At 60.2% G+C, this 20,387-nt stretch carries 19 protein-coding genes; 11 read left to right on the forward strand and 8 right to left on the reverse strand.

Annotated features, from left to right (window positions below; translation table 11 throughout):
- Nucleotides 1–34: 34 nt before the first annotated feature.
- The 3 genes from GNP00_RS07660 to GNP00_RS07670 form a co-directional block, all read right to left on the reverse strand.
- Entirely contained in the window at nt 35–1,474 is a 1,440-nt protein-coding gene (locus GNP00_RS07660; RefSeq protein ID WP_011581784.1) for an FAD-binding oxidoreductase, read from the reverse strand.
- A 23-nt stretch (nt 1,475–1,497) separates the two neighbouring features.
- Nucleotides 1,498–2,280 (reverse strand): class I SAM-dependent methyltransferase, encoded by a 783-nt coding sequence (locus tag GNP00_RS07665; protein ID WP_011581785.1) that lies wholly within the window; start codon nt 2,278–2,280, stop codon nt 1,498–1,500.
- A 66-nt stretch (nt 2,281–2,346) separates the two neighbouring features.
- On the reverse strand, nt 2,347–2,685 hold the full coding sequence (locus tag GNP00_RS07670) for an antibiotic biosynthesis monooxygenase (protein ID WP_011581786.1): 339 nt from the start codon (nt 2,683–2,685) through the stop codon (nt 2,347–2,349).
- 153 nt (nt 2,686–2,838) lie between these two features.
- On the opposite strand from GNP00_RS07670, the gene GNP00_RS07675 reads away from it, so the two are divergent.
- Nucleotides 2,839–3,723 (forward strand): LysR family transcriptional regulator, encoded by an 885-nt coding sequence (locus GNP00_RS07675; RefSeq protein ID WP_011581787.1) that lies wholly within the window; start codon nt 2,839–2,841, stop codon nt 3,721–3,723.
- 263 nt (nt 3,724–3,986) lie between these two features.
- The gene (gene hpaR / locus GNP00_RS07680; RefSeq protein ID WP_011581788.1) at nt 3,987–4,451 is read left to right on the forward strand and encodes a homoprotocatechuate degradation operon regulator HpaR; all 465 of its coding nucleotides are present in this window, start codon (nt 3,987–3,989) and stop codon (nt 4,449–4,451) included.
- An 84-nt stretch (nt 4,452–4,535) separates the two neighbouring features.
- Here hpaR and GNP00_RS07685 read toward each other — a convergent pair whose 3' ends face one another.
- Complete coding sequence (locus GNP00_RS07685; protein ID WP_011581789.1) at nt 4,536–5,048, reverse strand: flavin reductase; 513 nt, start codon at nt 5,046–5,048, stop codon at nt 4,536–4,538.
- A gap of 10 nt (nt 5,049–5,058) precedes the next feature.
- The gene (locus tag GNP00_RS07690; protein ID WP_011581790.1) at nt 5,059–6,621 is read right to left on the reverse strand and encodes a 4-hydroxyphenylacetate 3-hydroxylase N-terminal domain-containing protein; all 1,563 of its coding nucleotides are present in this window, start codon (nt 6,619–6,621) and stop codon (nt 5,059–5,061) included.
- A gap of 92 nt (nt 6,622–6,713) precedes the next feature.
- Here GNP00_RS07690 and GNP00_RS07695 point away from each other — a divergent pair, with 92 nt between their 5' ends.
- Nucleotides 6,714–7,589: a helix-turn-helix domain-containing protein gene (locus GNP00_RS07695; RefSeq protein ID WP_083764479.1), complete on the forward strand. Its 876-nt coding sequence runs from the start codon at nt 6,714–6,716 to the stop codon at nt 7,587–7,589.
- A 73-nt stretch (nt 7,590–7,662) separates the two neighbouring features.
- Here GNP00_RS07695 and GNP00_RS07700 read toward each other — a convergent pair whose 3' ends face one another.
- From GNP00_RS07700 to GNP00_RS07710, 3 genes are all read right to left on the reverse strand, one after another.
- Nucleotides 7,663–8,493 carry a GGDEF domain-containing protein gene (locus GNP00_RS07700; RefSeq protein ID WP_083764481.1) on the reverse strand — a complete coding sequence of 277 codons (831 nt, stop codon included), beginning with the start codon at nt 8,491–8,493 and terminating at the stop codon, nt 7,663–7,665.
- Between the two features lie 229 nt (nt 8,494–8,722).
- The gene (ngg, locus tag GNP00_RS07705; RefSeq protein WP_166015826.1) at nt 8,723–10,504 is read right to left on the reverse strand and encodes an N-acetylglutaminylglutamine synthetase; all 1,782 of its coding nucleotides are present in this window, start codon (nt 10,502–10,504) and stop codon (nt 8,723–8,725) included.
- A gap of 4 nt (nt 10,505–10,508) precedes the next feature.
- Nucleotides 10,509–12,284 (reverse strand): N-acetylglutaminylglutamine amidotransferase, encoded by a 1,776-nt coding sequence (locus GNP00_RS07710; protein ID WP_011581794.1) that lies wholly within the window; start codon nt 12,282–12,284, stop codon nt 10,509–10,511.
- A gap of 101 nt (nt 12,285–12,385) precedes the next feature.
- On the opposite strand from GNP00_RS07710, the gene GNP00_RS07715 reads away from it, so the two are divergent.
- From GNP00_RS07715 to GNP00_RS07750, 8 genes are all read left to right on the forward strand, one after another.
- The gene (locus GNP00_RS07715) at nt 12,386–12,874 is read left to right on the forward strand and encodes a MarR family winged helix-turn-helix transcriptional regulator (protein WP_011581795.1); all 489 of its coding nucleotides are present in this window, start codon (nt 12,386–12,388) and stop codon (nt 12,872–12,874) included.
- A 103-nt stretch (nt 12,875–12,977) separates the two neighbouring features.
- The gene (locus GNP00_RS07720) at nt 12,978–13,151 is read left to right on the forward strand and encodes a hypothetical protein (protein ID WP_157038087.1); all 174 of its coding nucleotides are present in this window, start codon (nt 12,978–12,980) and stop codon (nt 13,149–13,151) included.
- Between the two features lie 278 nt (nt 13,152–13,429).
- Nucleotides 13,430–15,433: a BCCT family transporter gene (locus GNP00_RS07725; RefSeq protein WP_011581797.1), complete on the forward strand. Its 2,004-nt coding sequence runs from the start codon at nt 13,430–13,432 to the stop codon at nt 15,431–15,433.
- A 33-nt stretch (nt 15,434–15,466) separates the two neighbouring features.
- Nucleotides 15,467–16,084, forward strand: a complete 618-nt coding sequence (locus GNP00_RS07730; RefSeq protein ID WP_011581798.1) for a hypothetical protein — start codon at nt 15,467–15,469, stop codon at nt 16,082–16,084.
- Nucleotides 16,085–16,266: 182 nt separating this feature from the next.
- On the forward strand, nt 16,267–17,088 hold the full coding sequence (gene coxB / locus GNP00_RS07735) for a cytochrome c oxidase subunit II (RefSeq protein WP_011581799.1): 822 nt from the start codon (nt 16,267–16,269) through the stop codon (nt 17,086–17,088).
- A 78-nt stretch (nt 17,089–17,166) separates the two neighbouring features.
- Nucleotides 17,167–18,942 (forward strand): cbb3-type cytochrome c oxidase subunit I, encoded by a 1,776-nt coding sequence (locus GNP00_RS07740; protein WP_166015828.1) that lies wholly within the window; start codon nt 17,167–17,169, stop codon nt 18,940–18,942.
- Nucleotides 18,939–19,646, forward strand: a complete 708-nt coding sequence (locus GNP00_RS07745; protein WP_011581801.1) for a cytochrome c oxidase subunit 3 — start codon at nt 18,939–18,941, stop codon at nt 19,644–19,646. The genes GNP00_RS07740 and GNP00_RS07745 overlap by 4 nt, the downstream gene beginning before the upstream one ends.
- 12 nt (nt 19,647–19,658) lie before the next feature.
- Entirely contained in the window at nt 19,659–20,381 is a 723-nt protein-coding gene (locus tag GNP00_RS07750; RefSeq protein ID WP_011581802.1) for a heme-copper oxidase subunit III family protein, read from the forward strand.
- Nucleotides 20,382–20,387 lie beyond the last annotated feature (6 nt).

Genomic DNA, 20,387 nt, shown 5'->3' on the forward strand with positions numbered 1-20,387 from the left:
TTGGCGCCCTGGCCGGCGGGACTTGGCCCCTTGCTCACGCGGCTCTCAACTCGGCGGTCGGACGCACATTCTGGTTCAAGCGGAACAGGTTTGTGGGATCGTAGCGCGCCTTGAGCTCCGCAAGCCTTTGATAGTTTGGGCCGTAAGCCGCCGCGACACGATCGGTTTCGTCCGCAGGCATGAAATTGATATAGGCCGTTCCGATGGCATAAGGCTTGGCGGCCTCGAACAGCCCGCGCGCCCAGTCGATGCAGGCCTGATCCATCTCCGGCTCGCGCCAGCGGGCATGCACATTCATGACATAATGCGAGCTGCGCTGCGGGAAGGACGTGGCTTCCGTCGCTATCCGGCCGGCGGCGCCGCCCACATGGCCGATGAAAACTTCGCATTCCGGCCCCGGCAGCCGCCGGATCGCTTCGAGAACGACGTCGATCGTCTCGTCGGAAAGCCCGCCGAAATCATGGCTCTTCCAGTAGTTGCGCGCGCCTGGGGTCAGCAAAGGATCGAACGCCTGCTGCCAGGCGGTAAAGGGTGTGGGAGCAACAACATCGGCAATAGGGCGGCCGATGGACCGCAGCCGGGCCGTCGCCTTCTCCCCCTCTGCGATGTCGCCGCAATAGCACATCGCAAGGGCCAGAATTTCCTTACCGTGCCACTCTGCCGGCAGGAATGGAAGTGGAGGCGCCTGCCGCATTACCGCCCAGCAGGTCAGCTCGTCCGGTGCATCGTCGAGCGCTTCCCGGTACTGTTGAAGGACCGAGGCGGCGTTGTCGAACGGGTGAACGACAAGACCTGACAGAACCTGCGGCCCGAAATCGTGGAGCTGGAATTCAAATGCGGTGACAACACCGAAATTGCCGCCCCCGCCGCGGATGGCCCAGAACAGGTCCGGGTTTTCCGAAAGGCTGGTACGCAGAAGCTCGCCATTGGCGGTCACCACGTCTGCGGAGAGAAGATTGTCGAGCGTCAGGCCGAACTTGCGGGTGAGCCAGCCAAAGCCGCCGCCCAGCGTGAGGCCGGCGATGCCGGTCGTCGAATTGATGCCGCTGGGAACGACGAGGCCGAATGCCTGCGTTTCCTTGTCTACGTCGGCCAGCGTGGCCCCCGGTTCGACCCAGGCCCGCCGCAAAGCTGCGTCGACGCGGACGGATTTCATGGGCGACAAATCGATCAGGAGGCCGCCGTCGCAAACTGCATTGCCGGCGATGTTGTGGCCTCCACCGCGCACCGCGACGAGCAGATTGTTCTCGCGCGCGAACCGCACCGCGCTCACCACATCAGCCGCCCCGGCGCAGCGTATGATAAGGCCGGGACGCCGGTCAATCATAGCGTTCCAGATCGTCCTCGGCTCTTCATAGCCGGCATCTGCGGGAGTGAGCGCAATGCCGCGCAGCTGGCTGGAAAGCGCCTCGATTATCGGTACGCTGATGGTAGTCTGGCCTCCCTCGAGGGTGGTCAGGTTGAGATCGTTCATGGTCTATCCTCCCTTTTCTGGAGCTAGTTCCTCCTGGTCATGGTCCAGCGAAATCGGTTGCTCCAGACGACAGATCCGTCCGGGCGTGTGACTGAAGGCAATGTGGCGCTGATGGCTTCCCTCACGCGAGCTTCGCCTACCTGCCGCGCCGCCTTGACGTTCACCCCGGCGGCAAGGTTCGCGCGGATAGCAGTTTCAGCGTCGGGGAAAACGAGGTCAGCGGCGAACTCCCCGGTTTCGACGGCCTGGAGCCCGGCTTTGTCCAGCGCGGCTTTGATCGTGCCCTCGTCTACGAGCGGGCCTGGCGCATTTCCGCCTGGCGGCGGCAAAAGGGCCATGACCGCAGAAACGGTGATCGTCATCAGCTGGCAGTCTTCACGCCGCCCCCAGGTGAGAATGAAAACCGTACCGTTGCGCCGGCAGACGCGGCGCGCCTCCGAGAGCGCTCGGGTAACGTCCGCGGCGAACTGAAACGCGTTTATGCCTGTAACGATTTCGAAGCTTTCATCGTTATAGGGAAGCTCCTCCATCTCGCCGACATCGATCCGGGCACCCGGCAAGCGCTGACGGGCGATAGCGACGAGATTCTCCGCGCCATCAAGCCCAGTGACCTCCGCGCCGAGCTTGCGCGCCACCACCAGCGCGCCTCCTGCGCCGCAGCCGACATCGAGCAGTTTCTTTCCCGGACCTGCGCCCGCATGTGCCATCGCAGCTTCGTAGATTCGCTGCCAAGCCGGCTCCTGCAACTCTGCCCAATCACGAGCCTTCGCACCCCAGAGTTCGCCCTGAACCTGTGCCGTTCCCATGCCGATCCCGCCAAAGTGAGAGATAAAGGACGGGCACCGGTGAGCACCGGCGCCCTCGCAGCGATATCACTCGGCGGCAACCTTTGACCGCACGTCGATGCTCAAGGCGGCTTCGCCCGAAACGGGATCCGTAACTCCAAGCCCGCCTCCAAGGTCCTCCAAGATGTTCCGCATCTTGTCAAGCTCGCCGATCATCTCCTGCCTGCTTTGCACGATGCTGTCGAAACTGTCCCATTCGCCGATAAAGCAGTAGGAATGCTCGTCGGTTTTGACGAGCGAAAATCGGCGTAAACCTGCCTTCCGCATCCGCTCCAGCTTTGCTGGATCAATCCGGCGATGCAATTCGATGTACTCCTCATCGTGACCCGGTTTCACGCGCATCCTGACGATGTTAAAGGCAACCATCTTTGTTCCTCCGAACGCACCTGTGACGGACACAATTTGAGCAAGGTGCGGTACAATCAAATGCAGCGGAGAGTTTACAGACGCGGACAAATGGCGAAAAATGCCAAGAATTCATCGCAATGATGCATCGCTTGCATCGGCGGGAGAACTCCCATGGAAATGCACGAAATACGGTATTTCCTCGCGGCCAGCCGCACGCTGAACTTTCATCGGGCCGCGGAGTTGGCGCATGTCACACAACCGGCTCTGACCCGGGCCATCCAAAAGCTTGAAGCAGAACTCGGCGGCCTGCTGTTTTACCGCGAACGCAACCACGTCCAGCTTACCGATTTCGGCTGCGTCATGCGAAGCCATCTGGAGGAGGTTGTCCGGCGATCGGAGGTAGCCAAGGAAACGGCGCGGGATTTCCTGAAACTGGAAGCGGCACTCCTGAAGCTTGGGGTCATGTGCACGATCGGCCCCTTACGTTTCGTGGGCTTCCTCAACGCCTTTCACCAGACCAATCCGAGCGTTGGCGTTACGGTCGTGGAAGGCGTGCCATCCCGCCTTGCCGCGCTTCTTCTCGAAGGTAAGCTGGACGTTGCGCTGATGGCGCAGCCGCAGCCTTTTGACGAGCGGCTACGGACAGAACCCATCTACGCGGAGCGCTTCGGGCTGGCTTTCTGCACCGGTCATCCCTTTGAAAAGCGCAATACGCTCCACCTGAGCGATGTTGAGTGCGCGCCTTACCTCGACCGCATCAATTGCGAATACAGCGACAATATCGGCGCGTTGTGCAGTGAGCGCGGCATTCGCATTACCGTCGCCTATCGAAGCGAGCGGGAAGACTGGATAATGGCCATGGTGGCTGCCGGAATGGGTATCTGCTTCTCGCCCGAATTCTCCGCCTGCCTGCCGGGCGTGTGCCACCGCCCCGTTGCCGATCCGGAAATAGTGAGGAAGGTTTCGCTCGTCTCTGTCGCAGGGCGCGTTCCCTCACCCGCCGTGAAAGCCTTCCGGGAGGCAGTTTGCAACTACGACTGGACCCAGCCTAGATGACAGCCCTTCCTTCGACTGGATCGTGATTGCAAGATATCAGCCCTTCCGAAATCATCGGCCTGACGGACTTCGTCTGTTCAGGAAAGGCGATGTCGAACACCGTGCATCCTCACCAAGCTTCAGTGAACTTGGCATCGCCAAATTAACTACGAACGCCAACAATTCGATCTGCGCATTTATCCATATGGCTTGCAAGCTGCTCCGCGTTGCAACTTTGTTTTCTAACGAGTTAACTGAAGTGTGCAAATATCGCGGGAGTGGCGATGAAGAAGCAGGAAATCAAGGACGGCTTCGGCCTGTACACGACGCGGAGAACTCTCCCGATGGCGCTCCTGCGCGCCCGCGAGGTTGTAATGGAACGGTTCCGTCCCCTGCTCGGCGATTACGGGTTGACCGAGCAGCAGTGGCGCGTGTTGCGCGTCCTCAACGAGGTCGACGAGATGGACGCCACCAAGCTTGCCAGGCAAGCAAGTGTGCTGTTGCCGTCGCTGACCCGGATTATCAAGCTTCTGGTAAGTCGTGGCTTGATCGAAACGCGGAAGGACCCCGAGGATAGCCGCCGCGCTCTGGCCCGACTGACATCGGAAGGGCGGAACCTGATCTTCGGCGTGGCGCCGGACAGCGTGAAGATTTACCGCCAGATCGAGGCACTTTACGGCGCGGACCGCTTGTCTCACCTTCTCGACGAACTTGAGCTTCTCATCAACGCGCTCGAAACCGAGGCTTAAGATAGAGATTATTCATCGCAGTCGATCCCGTGAGCCAGTTCACCGATCGCGCCTCCGGTCGGTCATCCGTGGTGGTATTAATCGTTACCCGCCGAAGCTGCCCGTTTGGGTAGGCACGTGCACAAAATTGCGGTCGAAATAGAGAAGGGCGTGACCATCCTTACGGGTGCGAATTTCGACAACCTGGCCCATGAAGATATTGTGCGTGCCGACAGGACGCGCGTCGATCAATTGGCAGTCGAAAGAGACGATTGCGTCACTGAGCGCCAGATTGCCGGAGAGCAAATTGACCCACTCCGCGGCAGCGTAGCGGGCATCCATGTCCGCTTGCTGCCCGGCGAAATAGCCGGCAAGGTCCTTGTGTTCCTGCGTAAGCACGTTGACGCAAAAGCGGCGGTTCTCGATGAAGAGACCTGCCTGGGCCGAGCGGCTGTTCATGCAGACCAGAAGCGTGGGCGGCTCATCGGTGACCGAGCACATCGCGGTGGCGGTGAACCCGCCCCGCCCGGCGGGTCCGTTGGTGGTGATCACGTTGACCGGAGCGCAGACCCGAGCCATCGCATCGCGGAATTCGGTCTTGGAGACTGCGGTTCCCATCACTGCGTTCTCACTCGGCCGCGTCCCGCACCGTGGACGCGTCGTCAAGCGCCGGCAGCCAAGTATCACCGGTCCAGCCGTTTTCGTCATAATCGGCCATGCACCGGTCGACGAGTGCCTCCATTTCTTTGAGCCTGCCCCCGCGCTCGGCAACCTTCAGCACCTGAAGGCGAACCTCTTCCGGCGCGCCGGCATAATTCAGCTCGTATAGCGCGTGCCGGCCGCCAAATTCGGTGCCGGTCGCATCCCAGAGCAGTTTCATGATCTTGATGCGCTCGATATGCCCCATATCGTTCGAGCCGCGGACATATTGCGAGAGATAACGATCGATTTCCGGATTGGCGAAGTCCTTAGCGGAGGAAGGCAGATAGATAAGACCAGACGCAACCGTGCGCCTTATGATGTCGATGACCTTGGGATACGCCTCCGACATGAAGGTGCGGTAGCAAAGCGCGGCTTCAAGGTTCGGCAGCACCGCGCCATTGCTCCACGGGATCGGGTTATAAGCCATGGCGTTGGAGAACGACCAGAACTGGTGGCGGATGGCGAACACCTCTCCCAGCATCGCCTGATTTCCACGAAAGGCATCGCCCCCGGTAGCGCGCAACGCCTTGGCAAGAAGGCCGGCGAGGAAATCCAGCTTCACTGCAAGCCGGGTGCAGCCCTGGAAGCAATACCCATGCATGAAGCCCGAGGCCGGATGGAAAGACAGGATCTTGGCCGCGTCGCGCAGCACCAGAACGTCTTCCCAGGGCACGAAGACATTGTCGAGCACAAGGATCGCGTCGTTCTCGTCAAAACGCGAAGAAAGCGGATAGTCGAACGGATGGCCGACGGAATTGGCGGTCTGCTCGTAGGAGACACGGCAGAACATCTTTATGCCCGGCGCGTTCATCGGAACGATGAACATCACCGAAAGGGAGGGATCCTCGGTCACCGTTGCCGATCCCTGGGCGAGAAAATTGTAGTGCGTCAAGGCAGATGAAGTGGCGACCACCTTCGCGCCCGAAACGTAAATACCCGCGTCGGTTTCCTTGGTGATATGAACGAAGACGTCCTTCACCGCATCGGCTGGCTTATGGCGGTCAACCGGCGGATTGACGATCGCATGGTTCATGAAAAGAACCGCTTCCTGCGCGCGCTTGTGCCAGGAAAGCGCATTCTCCTTGAATGGGCCATACCAGTCCGCATTGGCCCCGAGCGTATTCATCAGCGCCGCCTTGTAGTCCGCGGTGCGGCCCATCCAGCCATAGGACATGCGCGCCCACTCGGCGATGGCGCCCTGCTGCGCGACCAGTTCGTTCGACGACCGGGCCACGCGGAAATATCTGTGCGTGTAGCCGCCCGAGCCTGTATCGGTAGGAGAGGTTAGGATGTCCTTCGTCTTCCCGTCATGCAGCGCGTCATACAACCGCGCGATCGAACGGGCAGCGTTGCGCATCGAGGGATGGTCCGTGACGTCTGCGATACGCTCGCCATTTATATACACCTCGCGGCCATCGCGCAGACTTTCGAGATATTCGGCCCCCGTGAACGGGCGGGTTTTGTCGGTCCGATAATCCTCTGCTCGCATGGCGCAATCCTCCCTTAGCGTTGAAAAAGGTAAAACGAGAATGGAGGCCCCACCATGGACAAAGAACACAATTCGCTTGTACTTTTTCCGGCATGATCATGAGAACTGATGTCCCCGCTTTCTTCGTCTACGGCGAGCCAAGCCGCGCTCTGGATGTCGGCTTTCTTCACGTAGAGACCGTGATGGAGCGAAAAAGCCTGCATCTTGGCCATGTCGCGCCGCACCAGCACCCCCTAATGGGACAAATTAGCTATTGGTTCAAAGGAGGCGGGACATACCGAATAGAGGACATGACTTGGAATTTTTCGGCTCCCACCATCAGTTTTGTGCCCAGCAACGTGGTGCATGGTTTCGATGTCGATGAGCAATCGGACGCAACCGTCATCTCAATCTCGGACGATCTATTACGGGCCGCGGCTCCGCATGTGGATCTCAGACTAGATGTGCCCGTGCTGATTTCGGGAGAACGACCTGACGACAACTGGACGAAGCTGGACGCGCTTTTCAACATGATTGCGGATGAGTACCGCGCGGGCGCGGGCGCCAGCGAGAAAGTGCTCGTGGGATTGGTATCGGTTGTGCTTTCAGTGATGGGGCGCCTTGGCGGGAGCAGCGGCTTCGATACCGCTTCGCCCACGGTCGCGCTGGGCATGGCGCTGCGGCGGGCGATCGACCAGCACTACAAGGAGGACTGGCCCGTGCGCCGCTATGTGGAATTGCTGGCGACGACACCGCATCTTTTGGACAAGTCCGCCCGGGAGGTCTTCGGAAAAACCGTCAAGGAAATGGTGCTTGAGCGGCGGCTTCTGGAGGCCAAGCGGCTGCTCAAATTCACTATTCGGCCTGTCGAAGATATTGGCCGCGCGATCGGTTTTGACGATCCCGCCTATTTCTCACGGTTCTTCCGCAAGCGCACGGGCGAAGCCCCCGCCGCGTGGCGCCGGCGGCATCTGGGAACCAACGCTTGAATTCTTTCATGTGTTTGAAAAAGCGAGAGTGGCACGAGAGGCAAGCAGATATCGGCAGCTATTTCCGCTTTCCCTATGCGGCTATCCCTGGCCCGTCTTTTGAGATGAGCCGGTTTCGTCCCTTCGACTTCGCCCGATAGAGCCTTTTATCGGCAAGCTTCATCAACTCGTTAAAGCCCTGGCCGGGCCGATGTGAAATCATACCCGCACTCAGCGAGACGTGCCTATCGTCGAGGCCAAGCTCCTGTCCGATCTCCTTGGCACGCTGGGCAATGCGGCTATAAACAGCCGCCGCATCCTCATCGTCACCGGCAGGAAGGAAGATCCCGAATTCCTCACCGCCGAGCCGGCCTACGATGTCTCCATGCCGAACGCAGGATTGAAGTAGTGCACCCATTCGCCGAATGACCTCGTCGCCCATCGCATGTCCTCTCTCGTCATTGATTGTCTTGAACCAGTCGATGTCGAGATAGAGGAATGTTCCTGCACCGGATGGTGAAGAAGAGGCTGCAAGAAGATCGTCAGCAGCATCGAGAAAGCTTTTGCGGTTGAGCACCTGGCTCAGATCGTCAATTCGGGACCGCCGTTCGATTTCCTCAGCCATGCGCATCAGTCGCACGCTTTGGGTGAGGAAGATGTAGGAGAGTGGATACGCGACAACCAAAACGATAATGCCGCTCAGCAGCAGGTCGAGAAAAAGGCGGTCGCTGAAAAAGATTGAATAAAAGATGAGCGTGAGAATTTCCGCTCCGAGGAGCGCGATGATAGCCAGCAGGCTACATTGCCAAAACATCGGCAATCGCCAAAACCTACGAGCCCACGCACTGACCATGTTACCTGCCCCAACCCACCAAGCAGAATAACAGAGCTTAGTGAAGAAAGTTATTCCTGCGCGTCCCGCCATGCCCGGCGCCGCGAGTTAACGACGCGCCTGATCAGCCGCCTTTTCGACACGCAGATGGCGTTATCGTTGAAGGCTCAAAAAACCCGGCACAATCCGCTTCGTCTGCAATCTAGACATCCTTCGGCACCGTTTCCAGGTTACAGGCTAAGGAAGGATATCCAAGCCTGTTCATTTTTTCGCGTGCGGCGGCGGATCTGATACCATGTCAAAGACATGAGCTTTTTGCGGATTACGCCTCCTCGAACCGCGACTGAGGGAACAGAAGGTCCATGAAGCGTTGAGCCGTGGGTTGCGGCTCGTGGTTGGCAAGTCCCGGCCGCTCGTTGGCTTCGATGAACACATAGTCCGGTTTGGAGGGTGCCTTCACCATCAGATCGATGCCGGTGACGGGAATATCGATGGCGCGAGCGGCACGGCAAGCCGCGTCGACCAGCTTCGGATGCACGATATCCGTCACATCGTGAATCGACCCGCCGGTGTGGAGATTGGCGGTCTTGCGTACCAGCACCTCATTGCCTTTCGCGGGAACCGTTTCGAGGGTGCAGCCGGAAGCGGCGAGGCAGCGCTGCGTCTCGTCGTCGATGGGAATCGTGCTTTCCCCGCCTGTGGCTGCGGCACGGCGGCGCGACTGCTGTTCAATGAGCTCCCTGAGCGTCTTCCGTCCATCGCCGACTACGGAAGGGGGGCGGCGCACCGCAGCGGCCACAACCTTACCTCCGATCACCACAAGACGGAGATCCTGGCCATCGAAACAGGCCTCGACCAGCACACGATCGTTCACCTCGCGAGCCTTCGCCACCGCGCGGCTGATATCCTCCATGTTTGTAAGGCCCACCGAGACACCGCGCCCCTGCTCGCCGCGGGCGGGCTTCACGACCACGCTTCCGTGCTTGGCCAGGAAGGCTTCTAGCTCCTCCTCATCCCCCGCCACGATCTGCTCGGGCACGCGGAGCCCCGCCTTTTCGATCACGCGGCGCGTCACAGCCTTATCGTCGCATATGGAGACTGCAACGCCGGACGTAAGCTCCGAAAGGCTCTCCCGGCAGTGAATGGAGCGCCCGCCGTGAGAGAGGCGGAAGAAACCACCGGCCCCATCCGTCACCTCGATGTGGACGCCGCGCCGGCGCGCCTCGTCCACGATGATGCGCGCATATGGGTTGAGCTCGTCATAATGCTCGATAGGGGCTACGAACAGTTTCTCGTTGATCGGGTTCTTGCGCTTGACCGTGAAAGTCGGCACGCGCTGGAACCCAAGCTTCTCGTAAAGACGGATTGCCTGCTCGTTGTCGTGGAGCACTGAAAGATCCAGATAGGCGGCTCCGCGGGCCTGGAAATATTCAGCAAGCCGCCGCACCAGCGTCTCGCCGATGCCGGGATGGCGCGACTGCGGATCCACCGCCAGGCACCAGAGGGAGGCACCGCGTTCGGGATCATTGAACAGCCGATGGTGGTCCACCCCGGTTACTGTGCCGATGACGTCGCCCGTCGCCTCCTCCTCGGCCACCAGATAGGTGAGCGAGCGGCTGTCTCGTTTCGACCAGAAGAACTCTGGCGCGACCGGCACCATGCCTCGCGCCGCATAGATGGCATTGACCGCCTTTGCGTCGGCCTCCGAGGCGAGCCGCCGGATAAAGAAGCCCTTGGGCTGGCGCCTGCTGGAGCGGTAGGTCGAAAGATCCAGACGATATGTGTGCGACGGATCGAGAAAGGTCTCGCCGGGTGCGAGCTGAAGAAGCACATGCGGATCGCGCACATAGAAGGCGATGTCGCGCTGATTGTCTTCCTCGTTGCGCAACGCCTCTATGATCCCTTCGTTGCTGGTATATGTTTGGGCGAAGATCAGCCGCCCCCAGCCGCAATCGAGCGCCACGGATCGGCGCATCTGCTCCCCTTCGCCCATCCTCTCGATAGGCGCCTTGGCATGGGCGCGCAGCCTTCTCAGCCGGTGGTCGAGCGCCTTGTCGCTCCGGCCTGCACTCCCTTTCCTGTTCGCGCCGGAAGTTTTCGTCATCTCGCTAGATCCCATGGGTCTGAAGCCACAATTCCAGAAGTCCGGCCTGCCAGAGCTCGGAACCGCGCAGCGGCGTGATGTGGTCGGCGGGCTGAGCGAAAAGCCGATCGAGATAATCCTGGCGAAACAGCCCGCGCTCGCGAGCGCGTTGAGAGCCCAACGCGTCACGCACCATCTCAAGATAGGGACCGGCCACATATTTGAGCTGCGGCACCGGGAAATAACCCTTCGGTCGATCGATGACCTCATGCGGCACGACAAGCCGGGCCACATCCTTGAGCACGCCTTTGCCGCCGTCTTTCAGCTTTTCTTCGGGCGGAATGCGCGCGGCGAGCTCAACCAGCTCGTGATCGAGGAAGGGAACACGAGCCTCCAGCCCCCAGGCCATCGTCATGTTGTCGACCCGCTTCACCGGATCGTCCACCAGCATCACATTGGCATCGAGCCTCAAAGCACGATCGACAGGCGAGTCCGCACCCGGCCGCATCAGCTCCGCGGCGACAAGGCCGCGGCTGTAGTCTTCGCCATTGATCCAGTTCGCTCCGAGCTGACGCTTCAGCGTCTCGTGCGAGCGGTCAAAGAAGACCTTTGCGTAGTCTGCCACCACGTCGTTGGAGCGGGCAAGCGGCGGATACCAGTGATAGCCGCCGAACACCTCGTCAGCTCCCTGCCCCGACTGCACCACCTTGATGTGCTTGGAAACCTCCTGCGAGAGCAGATAGAAGCCCACATTGTCGTAGGACACCATCGGCTCGGACATGGCGGCGAAGGTGCCGGGGAGCGCATCCATCAGCCGGTCGGAAGGCACGAATATCTTGTGATGATCGGTGCCGAACTCCTTCGCGATCAAGTCGGAATAGACGAACTCGTCCCCTTTCTCGCCATTCGCTTCCTCGAAACCGACGGAAAAGCTCATGAGCCCGGTCTGGCCGGCCTCGGCCAGAAGGCCGACAATGAGGCTCGAATCCACACCGCCTGAAAGCAGCACGCCCACGGGTACATCAGCCACCATGCGCCGCTTCACGGCAAGCCGTAGCGCCTCGTGCACACGGTCGCGCCACTCTTCTGCCGAAACGCCGGCATCGGCCGGGTCGCGGCGATAGGGCGGATCCCAGTAGCGCCGTTCCGTCGAGCGGCCGTCGGCCTCGATGACGCGGATCGTGGCGGGCGGCAGCTTGCGCACACCATTGAGGATAGTGCGGGGCGGCGGAACGACCGCGTGGAAGGTCATGTAGTGATGCAGCGCCACCCGGTCGATGGAGGTATCCACGTCCCCGGCTTTCACGAGCGCCGGGAGCGAGGAGGCGAAGCGGAGCACGCCGCTCTTCTCGGCGAGGTAGAGCGGCTTGATGCCGAAGCGGTCCCGCGCCATCACGATACGGCCGGTGTCGCGCTCCTGGATCACGAAAGCGAACATGCCATGGAAGCGCTCCACGCAGGTTTCACCCCAGGCATGCCACGCCTTGAGGATGACCTCCGTGTCGCCGTGCGAGAAAAAGCTATAGCCCTTTGCCTCGAGCGCCTCGCGCAGCTCGGGGTAATTGTAGATGCAGCCGTTGAAGGCGATGGTCAGGCCCAACGCGGAGTCCACCATCGGCTGCTGCGCCTTTTCCGAAAGATCGATGATCCTGAGCCGCCGGTGGCCGAATCCCGCATTGCCGTGGGACACGATGCCCGCGCCGTCGGGCCCTCTCGGAGCCAGCGCTTCCATCATTCCGGATATGGCCGATACGGACGGAGTCCGGCCGTCAAATCTCACTTCACCGCAAATGCCGCACATCGGCGGGCGTTTACCTCCATTGTCTTTGTTGATTGATCTCTTGTCGAGTGGCTTGCCTGGACCTATAGTTAGGGTTCAAATGATTTGAAGTCAAATGAACCATGGCAAACTTTGTCGCCGCATCGCCGCACGGGGCGGTCTCGCCCGAGCAAACGCGGCTCCTGCTAAAATCGATCCGAAGAATCGTACGCGCGAACGATTTGCAATCTCGCGCCCTGGCGCGCTCCATCGGGCTTACCGGACCTCAGCTCGTGATCCTGATGGCAGTCACAGAACTGGGCGAGGTGACGACAAAGGCGCTTGCTGACCACGCAGACTTGAGCCCCGCGACAGTGGTGACGGTGCTCGAAAATCTGGAGCAGCGCGGCATTGTCCAGCGCTACAGGTCAGGAACAGACCGCCGCGTGGTATTCACGCGCCTCACCCCCAAGGGGCAGGAGCTCATTTCCCACGCGCCCAGCGTTTTCGGTGCGCAGTTTGCACGCCGTTTCGCCGAGCTGCCGCCCGAGCGGCGCAACGTATTGGTAGAAAGCCTTGCGGAACTGGCCAACCTCATGACGGCCCGGCCGGAGCCCGAATCTCCGTCCTGAGGGAGAAAGGGCAGAAGCACGCAAACTTCCGCAAACTCCATTCCGGAACTGTTGGCGTTCTGCCGGGTTCGGGCCCGCGTAATCGAACAGCAAGGAGGAACCGATGGCATTCGCGCTCGAAAGCCCGGCCTTCCACGACAGCAAGCAGATTCCTGCCCGCGACGAAGAGCACATTTCGACTCCGCTCAGCAATGCGAAGATCGCAGAGATGCCGGAGCAGGCAAAGCCGAATGTGATCGCGGAAAGCGAACTCGCCGGCACTTACCAGAATGCGTGAGGCGGGCCGCACGCTTCAGCTCCAGAGCCGGCCGCGCGTATCTCGAGCCAGCCCTGCCCCGGCTCAACATTGCCGCGAAAGAGTTATCCACGGCCTGTTAGAAAATCGCTTCCGAAAGTTGAGCGATAGATTTTTATCGTTAGAATGGAAGCTGCAGCCATCAACGAACTCCAACCTTCAATCCACCAACAGAAATATCGAAGCCGAACCGGCTATCTCCTGTCAACGGGAGCTTGAATTTTCTCCCTTTGGCACGCTTTAAACTTTGAGGTGCAGCCATGTCTAAGTTTGTAATCAATCCGCCGGTATTTTTCGGCTCAGTAGCTATTACCGCGATATTTCTCGGTGTCGGCGTTCTTTTTCCGGGCCAAGCGGAGGCGATCTTCACCGCTGTGCAGACCTGGATTCTCGGCTCCTTTGGCTGGCTGTACCTGCTCGCAGTTGGGATCTTCATCGGTTCGGTGATCCTCTTTGCCGCCAGCGGGTTCGGCCATCTGAAGCTGGGGCCGGACGATTCCACGCCCGACTTCCATTACATGTCCTGGGTGGCCATGCTCTTTGCGGCGGGCATGGGCATCGGCCTCATGTATTTCGCCGTCGGCGAACCGATGACGCATTTCGCTGCTCCGCCCGAGGCAGAGCCACTCACCATCGCTGCCCAGCGGCAGGCCATGAGCGTGACCTTTTTCCACTGGGGTCTCCACGCCTGGGCTATTTATGCCGTGGTGGGCCTCTCGCTTGCCTATTTCGGCTATCGCTACAATCTTCCTCTCACCGTGCGGTCGGGCCTTTACCCGCTGCTCAAGAACCGCATCGACGGGCCGATCGGGCATGCGGTCGACATCTTCGCAATCTGCGGCACCCTTTTTGGCATCGCGACATCACTCGGCTTCGGCGTTCTGCAGATCAATGCGGGTCTTAGCTATCTTCTCGGCGTGCCGAACAGCGCCGCCGTTCAGCTGGTGCTTATCGCCGTAATCACCACCGTTGCGACCATCTCCGTCGTCACCGGAGTGGATAAGGGCATCCGGCGTTTGAGCGAGCTGAACCTGATCCTCGCGGTACTGCTCATGCTCTTCGTGCTGGCGGTCGGCCCCACGGCGCAGCTCTTGCGCGATTTCGTGCAGAATATCGGCTTCTATCTTGACACGATCGTATTGCGGACCTTCAACATCTATGCCTATGAGCCGCGGCCCTGGATCGACGCCTGGACGCTCTTTTACTGGGCGTGGTGGATCTCATGGTCGCCCTTTGTCGGCATGTTCATCGCCCGCATTTCGCGCGGCCGCACCGTGCGGGAGTTCGTGATCGCCGTCCTTTTCATTCCCGCCGGCTTCACGTTTTTCTGGATGACGGTTTTCGGCAACACCGCCCTTTTCATCGATACGACCGTCGCCAATGGGGCCCTGTCCACTGCGGTCACCGATGATCTTTCCGTGGCGCTGTTCCAGTTCTTCCAATATCTTCCGCTTCCAGCCGTCACTTCCTCGCTCGCTGTCCTGCTGGTGGCGGTGTTCTTCATCACCTCCTCCGATTCCGGCTCTCTTGTCGTCGATACGATCGCGGCAGGCGGCGAGACGGAGACCAGCATCGCCCAGCGCGTGTTCTGGTGTGTCCTGGAAGGTCTGATCGCGGCCGTGCTTTTGGTTGCCGGCGGGCTTGCGGCGCTGCAATCAGCCACCATCGCAACGGCACTCCCCTTCACGCTTATCATGCTTGTGCTGATCTGGGCGCTCTTCAAGGGCATGAAGTCAGACCTGGCGCAGCGGCAGGTCGGGCATATGGCTGTCACGCCTCAAGCCTATCCGGCGGCCGGGCTGACTTGGCAGCGCCGGCTGGGGTTGATCCTGAATGCGCCCACGGAGCAGGAGGTGGCCGACTATATCGCGAAGGTGGTCACGCCGGCGCTCGAAAATGTGGCGCAGGAAATGGAGAAACGGGGAAGCAAGGCGACCGTCTCACACGAAAACGGGGAGCATTCGGTCTCGCTCACAGTTCCCGCCAGTGGGGTGCGAGATTTCGTCTATGGGGTCCAGCCGGCGGCCCATCGTCTGCCGGCCTTCTCCGCCCTTGAAGCGGCGCAAGGGGATCTGCGTTTCGAGGCACGCACCTTCTTCAGCGATGGCAGCCGTGGCTACGATCTTATGGGCATGACGCAGGAGCAGATCATCGCGGATGTGCTTGCGCAATTTGACCGTTACCTGCAGCTCGTGCAATCGCCCGAGGCTTCACTGGTGATCGGCGCGCCTGAGCACGCGCCGGATATGCCTGTCCGGCACTGAGGGCACGCCGGTTGTTGGTCGCTGGAGGGCTATTTGGAGTGGATCGCGAACCGCCCTGAACTGATCTCGGCGCTAACCGGGCTGGGCATGTTGCTTGTCTGGGTGATTTACCTGCAAGTCTTCGTCAGCAACTATCGCAGGCAGCTTCGCGCGACGCTCCTCATCACGCGAGGTGCGGGAAACGGGCTGGAGGCGCGCTGCTTGCTCAGCAATATGAGTGCTGGACCGGTCTATGTGCAAAGCGTGATCGTCACGCTTGAAACAGCCAAGGAAACACTCATCTGCCCCGCGACCGATATCCTCGAATTGGAAGGCGAGGCGCCTTCCGATCCCATGCAGCGCACGAGGCAGGGCCCGCTCGCGAGCGGAGAAATCAGGGACATCGGCACCTTCGGCGGGTTGATGCGCCACGCCCTTTTGGGCAAAGCCGCCAAATCGGATGCCGAGTTCCTGCAGTCGGTTCACTCAATCACAATCGAGATCCTTGGCATCTACGGGTCCGAAGACCTGCCGATTGGTGCCCGCAGGTGTTTCGTCGTGCTCCATAAGGATGGGCATCCGCTCATTCAGGGGCAGGATTTGTCAACCGAGCAAATCAGGAAACGGCGTGAAAGAAGACGGCTGATTACCGATCTGGAACGTGACCGGTAGCGCCCTCGACGTTGCCACAGGCTTGAGCCCTGTTCTCTGCCGGCCGGCGCCGCCAGCGTAGGAATTCCCGCCGGCTCGGGCGCCGTCTTCCCCTAGACTGGAAATCTCAAATCATTTCAGGTTATGATGAACGCGGTCCCCTAGTGGATAGGAGGTCCCAGGGGACCGGGAGGAACGGGAAGATGGTCCCGGCATTTATACTCGTCCTCGTTGTCCTGGGCTCGATATTGTTTCACATTTTGAGCCCATGGTGGTGGCCGCCCATAGCTTCGAACTGGAGCTATATAGACCATACGCTCGTCATCACATTCTGGATCACGGGAGCCGTATTTTCCGCGGTCGTCCTGTTCATGGCGTATTGCGTCTACCGGTTCCGGCACCGCCCGGGCTCCAAGGCCGCCTATGAACCGGAAAGCAAGAAGCTGGAATGGTGGCTCACCATCGGCACGGCAGTAGGGGTGGCGGCCATGCTTGCGCCCGGCCTCTATGTCTGGGCGCAGTTTGTCACCGTCCCCGATGACGCGACCGAGATAGAGGTGGTCGCGCAGCAGTGGCAGTGGAACTACAGGTTGCCGGGCGAAGACGGAAGGCTCGGCAAATCCGATAGTCAGCTCATCTCATTCGAAAACCCGTTAGGCATCAACCCTGATGATCCCAATGGCCAAGACGATATCGTGATCGAAGCAAGCGATCTGCATCTGCCGGTCGATAAGCCCGTGAAGGTGCTGCTGCGCTCGATCGATGTTCTCCACGATTTCTATGTACCCGAGTTCCGCGCCAAGATGGACATGGTGCCTGGCATGGTCACCTATTTCTGGTTCACGCCCACGAAGACCGGAACCTATGAAGTCTTGTGCGCGGAGCTGTGCGGCGTGGGCCATAGCTATATGCGCGGCGCGGTTCTGGTCGACACCGAGGAGGATTACCAGGCCTGGCTGCAGGAACAATCAACCTTTGCAGAGCTAACCGACCTCCGGAACGTGGCTGAGGAGGTCAAGCCGTGATCAGGGAGACCCAAGCATAGCGCAAGCAATTCCATTGCAGGCGGGATCAGCCTGCAATGGAGCCAGGGAGGATGAGCGATGGTCGACGCCACGCCCCGAATGCATGAAGGCATTTCGCCCGCCGAAGTGCCTGAGCTGGAGCTTTATCACCCAAAAGGCTGGTGGACGACCTATGTCTTCTCTCAGGATGCGAAGATAATCGCCATTCAGTATGCCGGCACAGCGATGGCAATCGGTCTCGTTGCGCTGGTCCTTTCCTGGCTTATGCGCCTGCAGTTGGGCTTTCCCGGCACATTCGATTTCATCACGCCTGACGCCTACTACCAGTTCATCACCATGCACGGCATGATCATGGTGATCTACCTGCTCACCGCTCTTTTCCTCGGCGGTTTCGGCAACTACCTGATCCCGCTCATGGTTGGCGCGCGGGACATGGTGTTCCCCTATGTCAACATGCTGAGCTACTGGATCTACCTACTCGCCGTGATCGTGCTGGTTGCAAGCTTCTTCGCACCAGGGGGGCCGACCGGCGCCGGCTGGACGCTTTATCCGCCGCAGGCGATCCTCTCCGGCACGCCGGGCGGCCAGGACTGGGGCATCATCCTGATGCTCGCCTCGCTCATCCTCTTCATCATCGGCTTCACCATGGGCGGGCTCAATTATGTGGTGACTGTCATTCAGGGCCGCACGCGCGGCATGACGCTGATGCGCATGCCCCTCACCGTATGGGGTATCTTCACCGCGACCGTTATGGCGCTGCTCGCCTTCCCTGCGCTGTTCGTCGCCTGCGTCATGATGCTGTTCGACCGGTTGCTCGGCACATCCTTCTTCATGCCGGCGCTGGTCGAAATGGGAGAGCAGCTTTCCTACGGCGGAGGTAGCCCGATCCTGTTCCAGCACCTTTTCTGGTTCTTCGGCCATCCGGAAGTCTATATCGTCGCCCTGCCAGCCTTCGGCATTGTGTCGGACCTGATCTCGACCCACGCGCGGAAGAACATATTCGGCTACCGAATGATGGTCTGGGCCATCGTCGTTATCGGCGCGCTCTCGTTCATCGTTTGGGCGCACCACATGTATGTCTCCGGCATGCACCCATGGTTCGGCTTCTTCTTTGCCACCACCACGCTCATCATCGCCATCCCGACGGCCATTAAGGTCTATAATTGGGTGCTCACCCTCTGGCGCGGGGACATCCATCTGACGATCCCGATGCTCTTCGCGCTGGCCTTCATCGTCACCTTCGTCAATGGCGGGCTGACGGGCCTGTTCCTCGGCAATGTGGTGGTGGACGTGCCCTTGTCGGACACGATGTTCGTCGTTGCCCATTTCCACATGGTAATGGGCGTGGCGCCGATCCTCGTCATCTTCGGCGCGATTTATCACTGGTATCCGAAGATCACCGGCCGCATGCTCGACGAGTGGATGGGCCAGTTTCATTTCTGGGTGACCTTCGTCGGCGCATACGCCATTTTCTTCCCCATGCATTATGTCGGCTTGGTGGGCGTGCCGCGGCGCTATGTGGAGATCGGCGAGTCGGCCTTCATTCCGCCATCGGTGCAGGATCTCAACGCCTTCATCACCGTGGCCGCTCTCATTGTCGGCTTCGCCCAGATGGTGTTCCTTTTCAACCTCTTCTGGAGCCTGCGCTACGGCAGGGAAGCAGGCGGCAATCCATGGCGCGCCACGAGCCTCGAATGGCAGACTCCAACAACACCGCCTCCGCATGGAAACTGGGGCGACGAGCGGCCGGTGGTCTACCGCTGGGCCTATGACTATTCGGTGCCGGGAGCACCGCAGGATTTCATCCCGCAGAACGATCCTTGGCCGCAAAAGGCTGTCGCGGGGACGGCATGAGCGTCATCCTGGTCTTCATCCTCGTGGTGGCCGGATTCTCTTTCTGGTGGCTGCTCCAGCATCGGGTGCTGTCAAAGCCGTGGCTTGAGCATGGCGTGCACGCCGCCTTGCCCGAAACGGACATCTCCAACATGCCGACGGCCAAGATCGGGCTCGGCATCTTTCTTGCTGTGATTGGCGCGCTCTTCGCCCTTTTCGCCAGCGCATATTTCATGCGCATGGAGTATTCGGACTGGCAGGCGCCACCGCTGCCGCGGATTTTGTGGATCAACACCGGCGTCTTGATCCTCGCCAGTATCGCGCTCCATTGCGCCGTGCGCGCCGTCCGCGAACGACGCATGGGGATGACGCGCCTTGCGCTGGTGACGGGCGGGTTTGCAACCCTTGTCTTCCTGACCGGGCAGCTTACGGCCTGGCGGGACCTGTCGGCCGGCGGTCATTTTCTGGATTCCAATCCGGCCAACGGCTTCTTCTATCTCATCACCGGCGCGCACGGGCTGCATATCTTGGGCGGCCTGGTCGCGCTTGGGCGGACAACCGCCAAAACATGGGATGAGACGTTGCCCACCGAGCGGCTGCGCCTGAGCGTGGAGCTTTGCGCGGCCTATTGGCATTTTCTTTTGCTTATCTGGCTCGGACTTTTCGTCCTGCTGGCCGGTTGGGCTGGCGATCTCGTCGCATTGTGCAGACAGTTGCTCACATGAAGGGGACAAGAAATGGCTGAGACCACGCTGAACGGCTTCGAAGCCAAGGAGGCGCACCAGAACGGCCTCAGGGGCGTGGCCGCCGACTGGTCGTCCGACCAGCGCGCTTTCAAAAGCGCATCCTGGGGGAAGGCCATGATGTGGATCTTCCTCCTGTCCGATACCTTCGTCTTCTCTTGTTTCCTGCTCGCCTACATGACGGTGCGCATGTCCACCGTCGAACCCTGGCCGAACGCCAGCGAGGTCTTCGCCCTCCATATTGCCGGCGCTGACATCCCCCTCATCCTGATCGCCATCATGACCTTCGTGCTCATCTCCTCGAGCGGCACCATGGCAATGGCCGTGAATTTTGCTTACCGGCGCAACAGAAGCGCGACCGTGGCGCTGCTTCTTGCGACAGCGCTGCTTGGCGCGGCCTTCGTCGGCATGCAGGCTTTCGAATGGACGAAGCTCATTACCGAGGGCGTGCGCCCGTGGGGCAACCCGTGGGGAGCACCGCAATTCGGCGCTACCTTTTTCATGATCACCGGCTTTCACGGAACCCACGTCACGTTCGGCGTCATATTCCTCTTGATCGTGGCGTTCAAAGTATGGCGCGGCGAGTACGACCGGGGTGAACGCGGCTTTTTCACCACCCGCCGCGGCGATTATGAGCACGTGGAGATCATGGGCCTCTACTGGCACTTCGTCGATCTCGTCTGGGTATTCATTTTCGCATTCTTCTATCTCTGGTGAGGAACG

This window comes from Chelativorans multitrophicus (assembly GCF_011317445.1).
GTDB classification, from domain to species: Bacteria; Pseudomonadota; Alphaproteobacteria; order Rhizobiales; family Rhizobiaceae; genus Chelativorans; species Chelativorans multitrophicus.

Bases quoted from the DNA above. Each gene is read 5' to 3' on its own strand.
- GNP00_RS07660 (WP_011581784.1), bottom strand. From the start codon at position 1,474: ATGAACGATCTCAACCTGACCACCCTCGAGGGAGGCCAGACTACCATC.
- GNP00_RS07665 (WP_011581785.1), bottom strand. From the start codon at position 2,280: ATGGGAACGGCACAGGTTCAGGGCGAACTCTGGGGTGCGAAGGCTCGT.
- GNP00_RS07670 (WP_011581786.1), bottom strand. From the start codon at position 2,685: ATGGTTGCCTTTAACATCGTCAGGATGCGCGTGAAACCGGGTCACGAT.
- GNP00_RS07675 (WP_011581787.1), top strand. From the start codon at position 2,839: ATGGAAATGCACGAAATACGGTATTTCCTCGCGGCCAGCCGCACGCTG.
- hpaR (WP_011581788.1), top strand. From the start codon at position 3,987: ATGAAGAAGCAGGAAATCAAGGACGGCTTCGGCCTGTACACGACGCGG.
- GNP00_RS07685 (WP_011581789.1), bottom strand. From the start codon at position 5,048: ATGGGAACCGCAGTCTCCAAGACCGAATTCCGCGATGCGATGGCTCGG.
- GNP00_RS07690 (WP_011581790.1), bottom strand. From the start codon at position 6,621: ATGCGAGCAGAGGATTATCGGACCGACAAAACCCGCCCGTTCACGGGG.
- GNP00_RS07695 (WP_083764479.1), top strand. From the start codon at position 6,714: ATGATCATGAGAACTGATGTCCCCGCTTTCTTCGTCTACGGCGAGCCA.
- GNP00_RS07700 (WP_083764481.1), bottom strand. From the start codon at position 8,493: ATGGCGGGACGCGCAGGAATAACTTTCTTCACTAAGCTCTGTTATTCT.
- ngg (WP_166015826.1), bottom strand. From the start codon at position 10,504: ATGACGAAAACTTCCGGCGCGAACAGGAAAGGGAGTGCAGGCCGGAGC.
- GNP00_RS07710 (WP_011581794.1), bottom strand. From the start codon at position 12,284: ATGTGCGGCATTTGCGGTGAAGTGAGATTTGACGGCCGGACTCCGTCC.
- GNP00_RS07715 (WP_011581795.1), top strand. From the start codon at position 12,386: ATGGCAAACTTTGTCGCCGCATCGCCGCACGGGGCGGTCTCGCCCGAG.
- GNP00_RS07720 (WP_157038087.1), top strand. From the start codon at position 12,978: ATGGCATTCGCGCTCGAAAGCCCGGCCTTCCACGACAGCAAGCAGATT.
- GNP00_RS07725 (WP_011581797.1), top strand. From the start codon at position 13,430: ATGTCTAAGTTTGTAATCAATCCGCCGGTATTTTTCGGCTCAGTAGCT.
- coxB (WP_011581799.1), top strand. From the start codon at position 16,267: ATGGTCCCGGCATTTATACTCGTCCTCGTTGTCCTGGGCTCGATATTG.
- GNP00_RS07740 (WP_166015828.1), top strand. From the start codon at position 17,167: ATGGTCGACGCCACGCCCCGAATGCATGAAGGCATTTCGCCCGCCGAA.
- GNP00_RS07745 (WP_011581801.1), top strand. From the start codon at position 18,939: ATGAGCGTCATCCTGGTCTTCATCCTCGTGGTGGCCGGATTCTCTTTC.
- GNP00_RS07750 (WP_011581802.1), top strand. From the start codon at position 19,659: ATGGCTGAGACCACGCTGAACGGCTTCGAAGCCAAGGAGGCGCACCAG.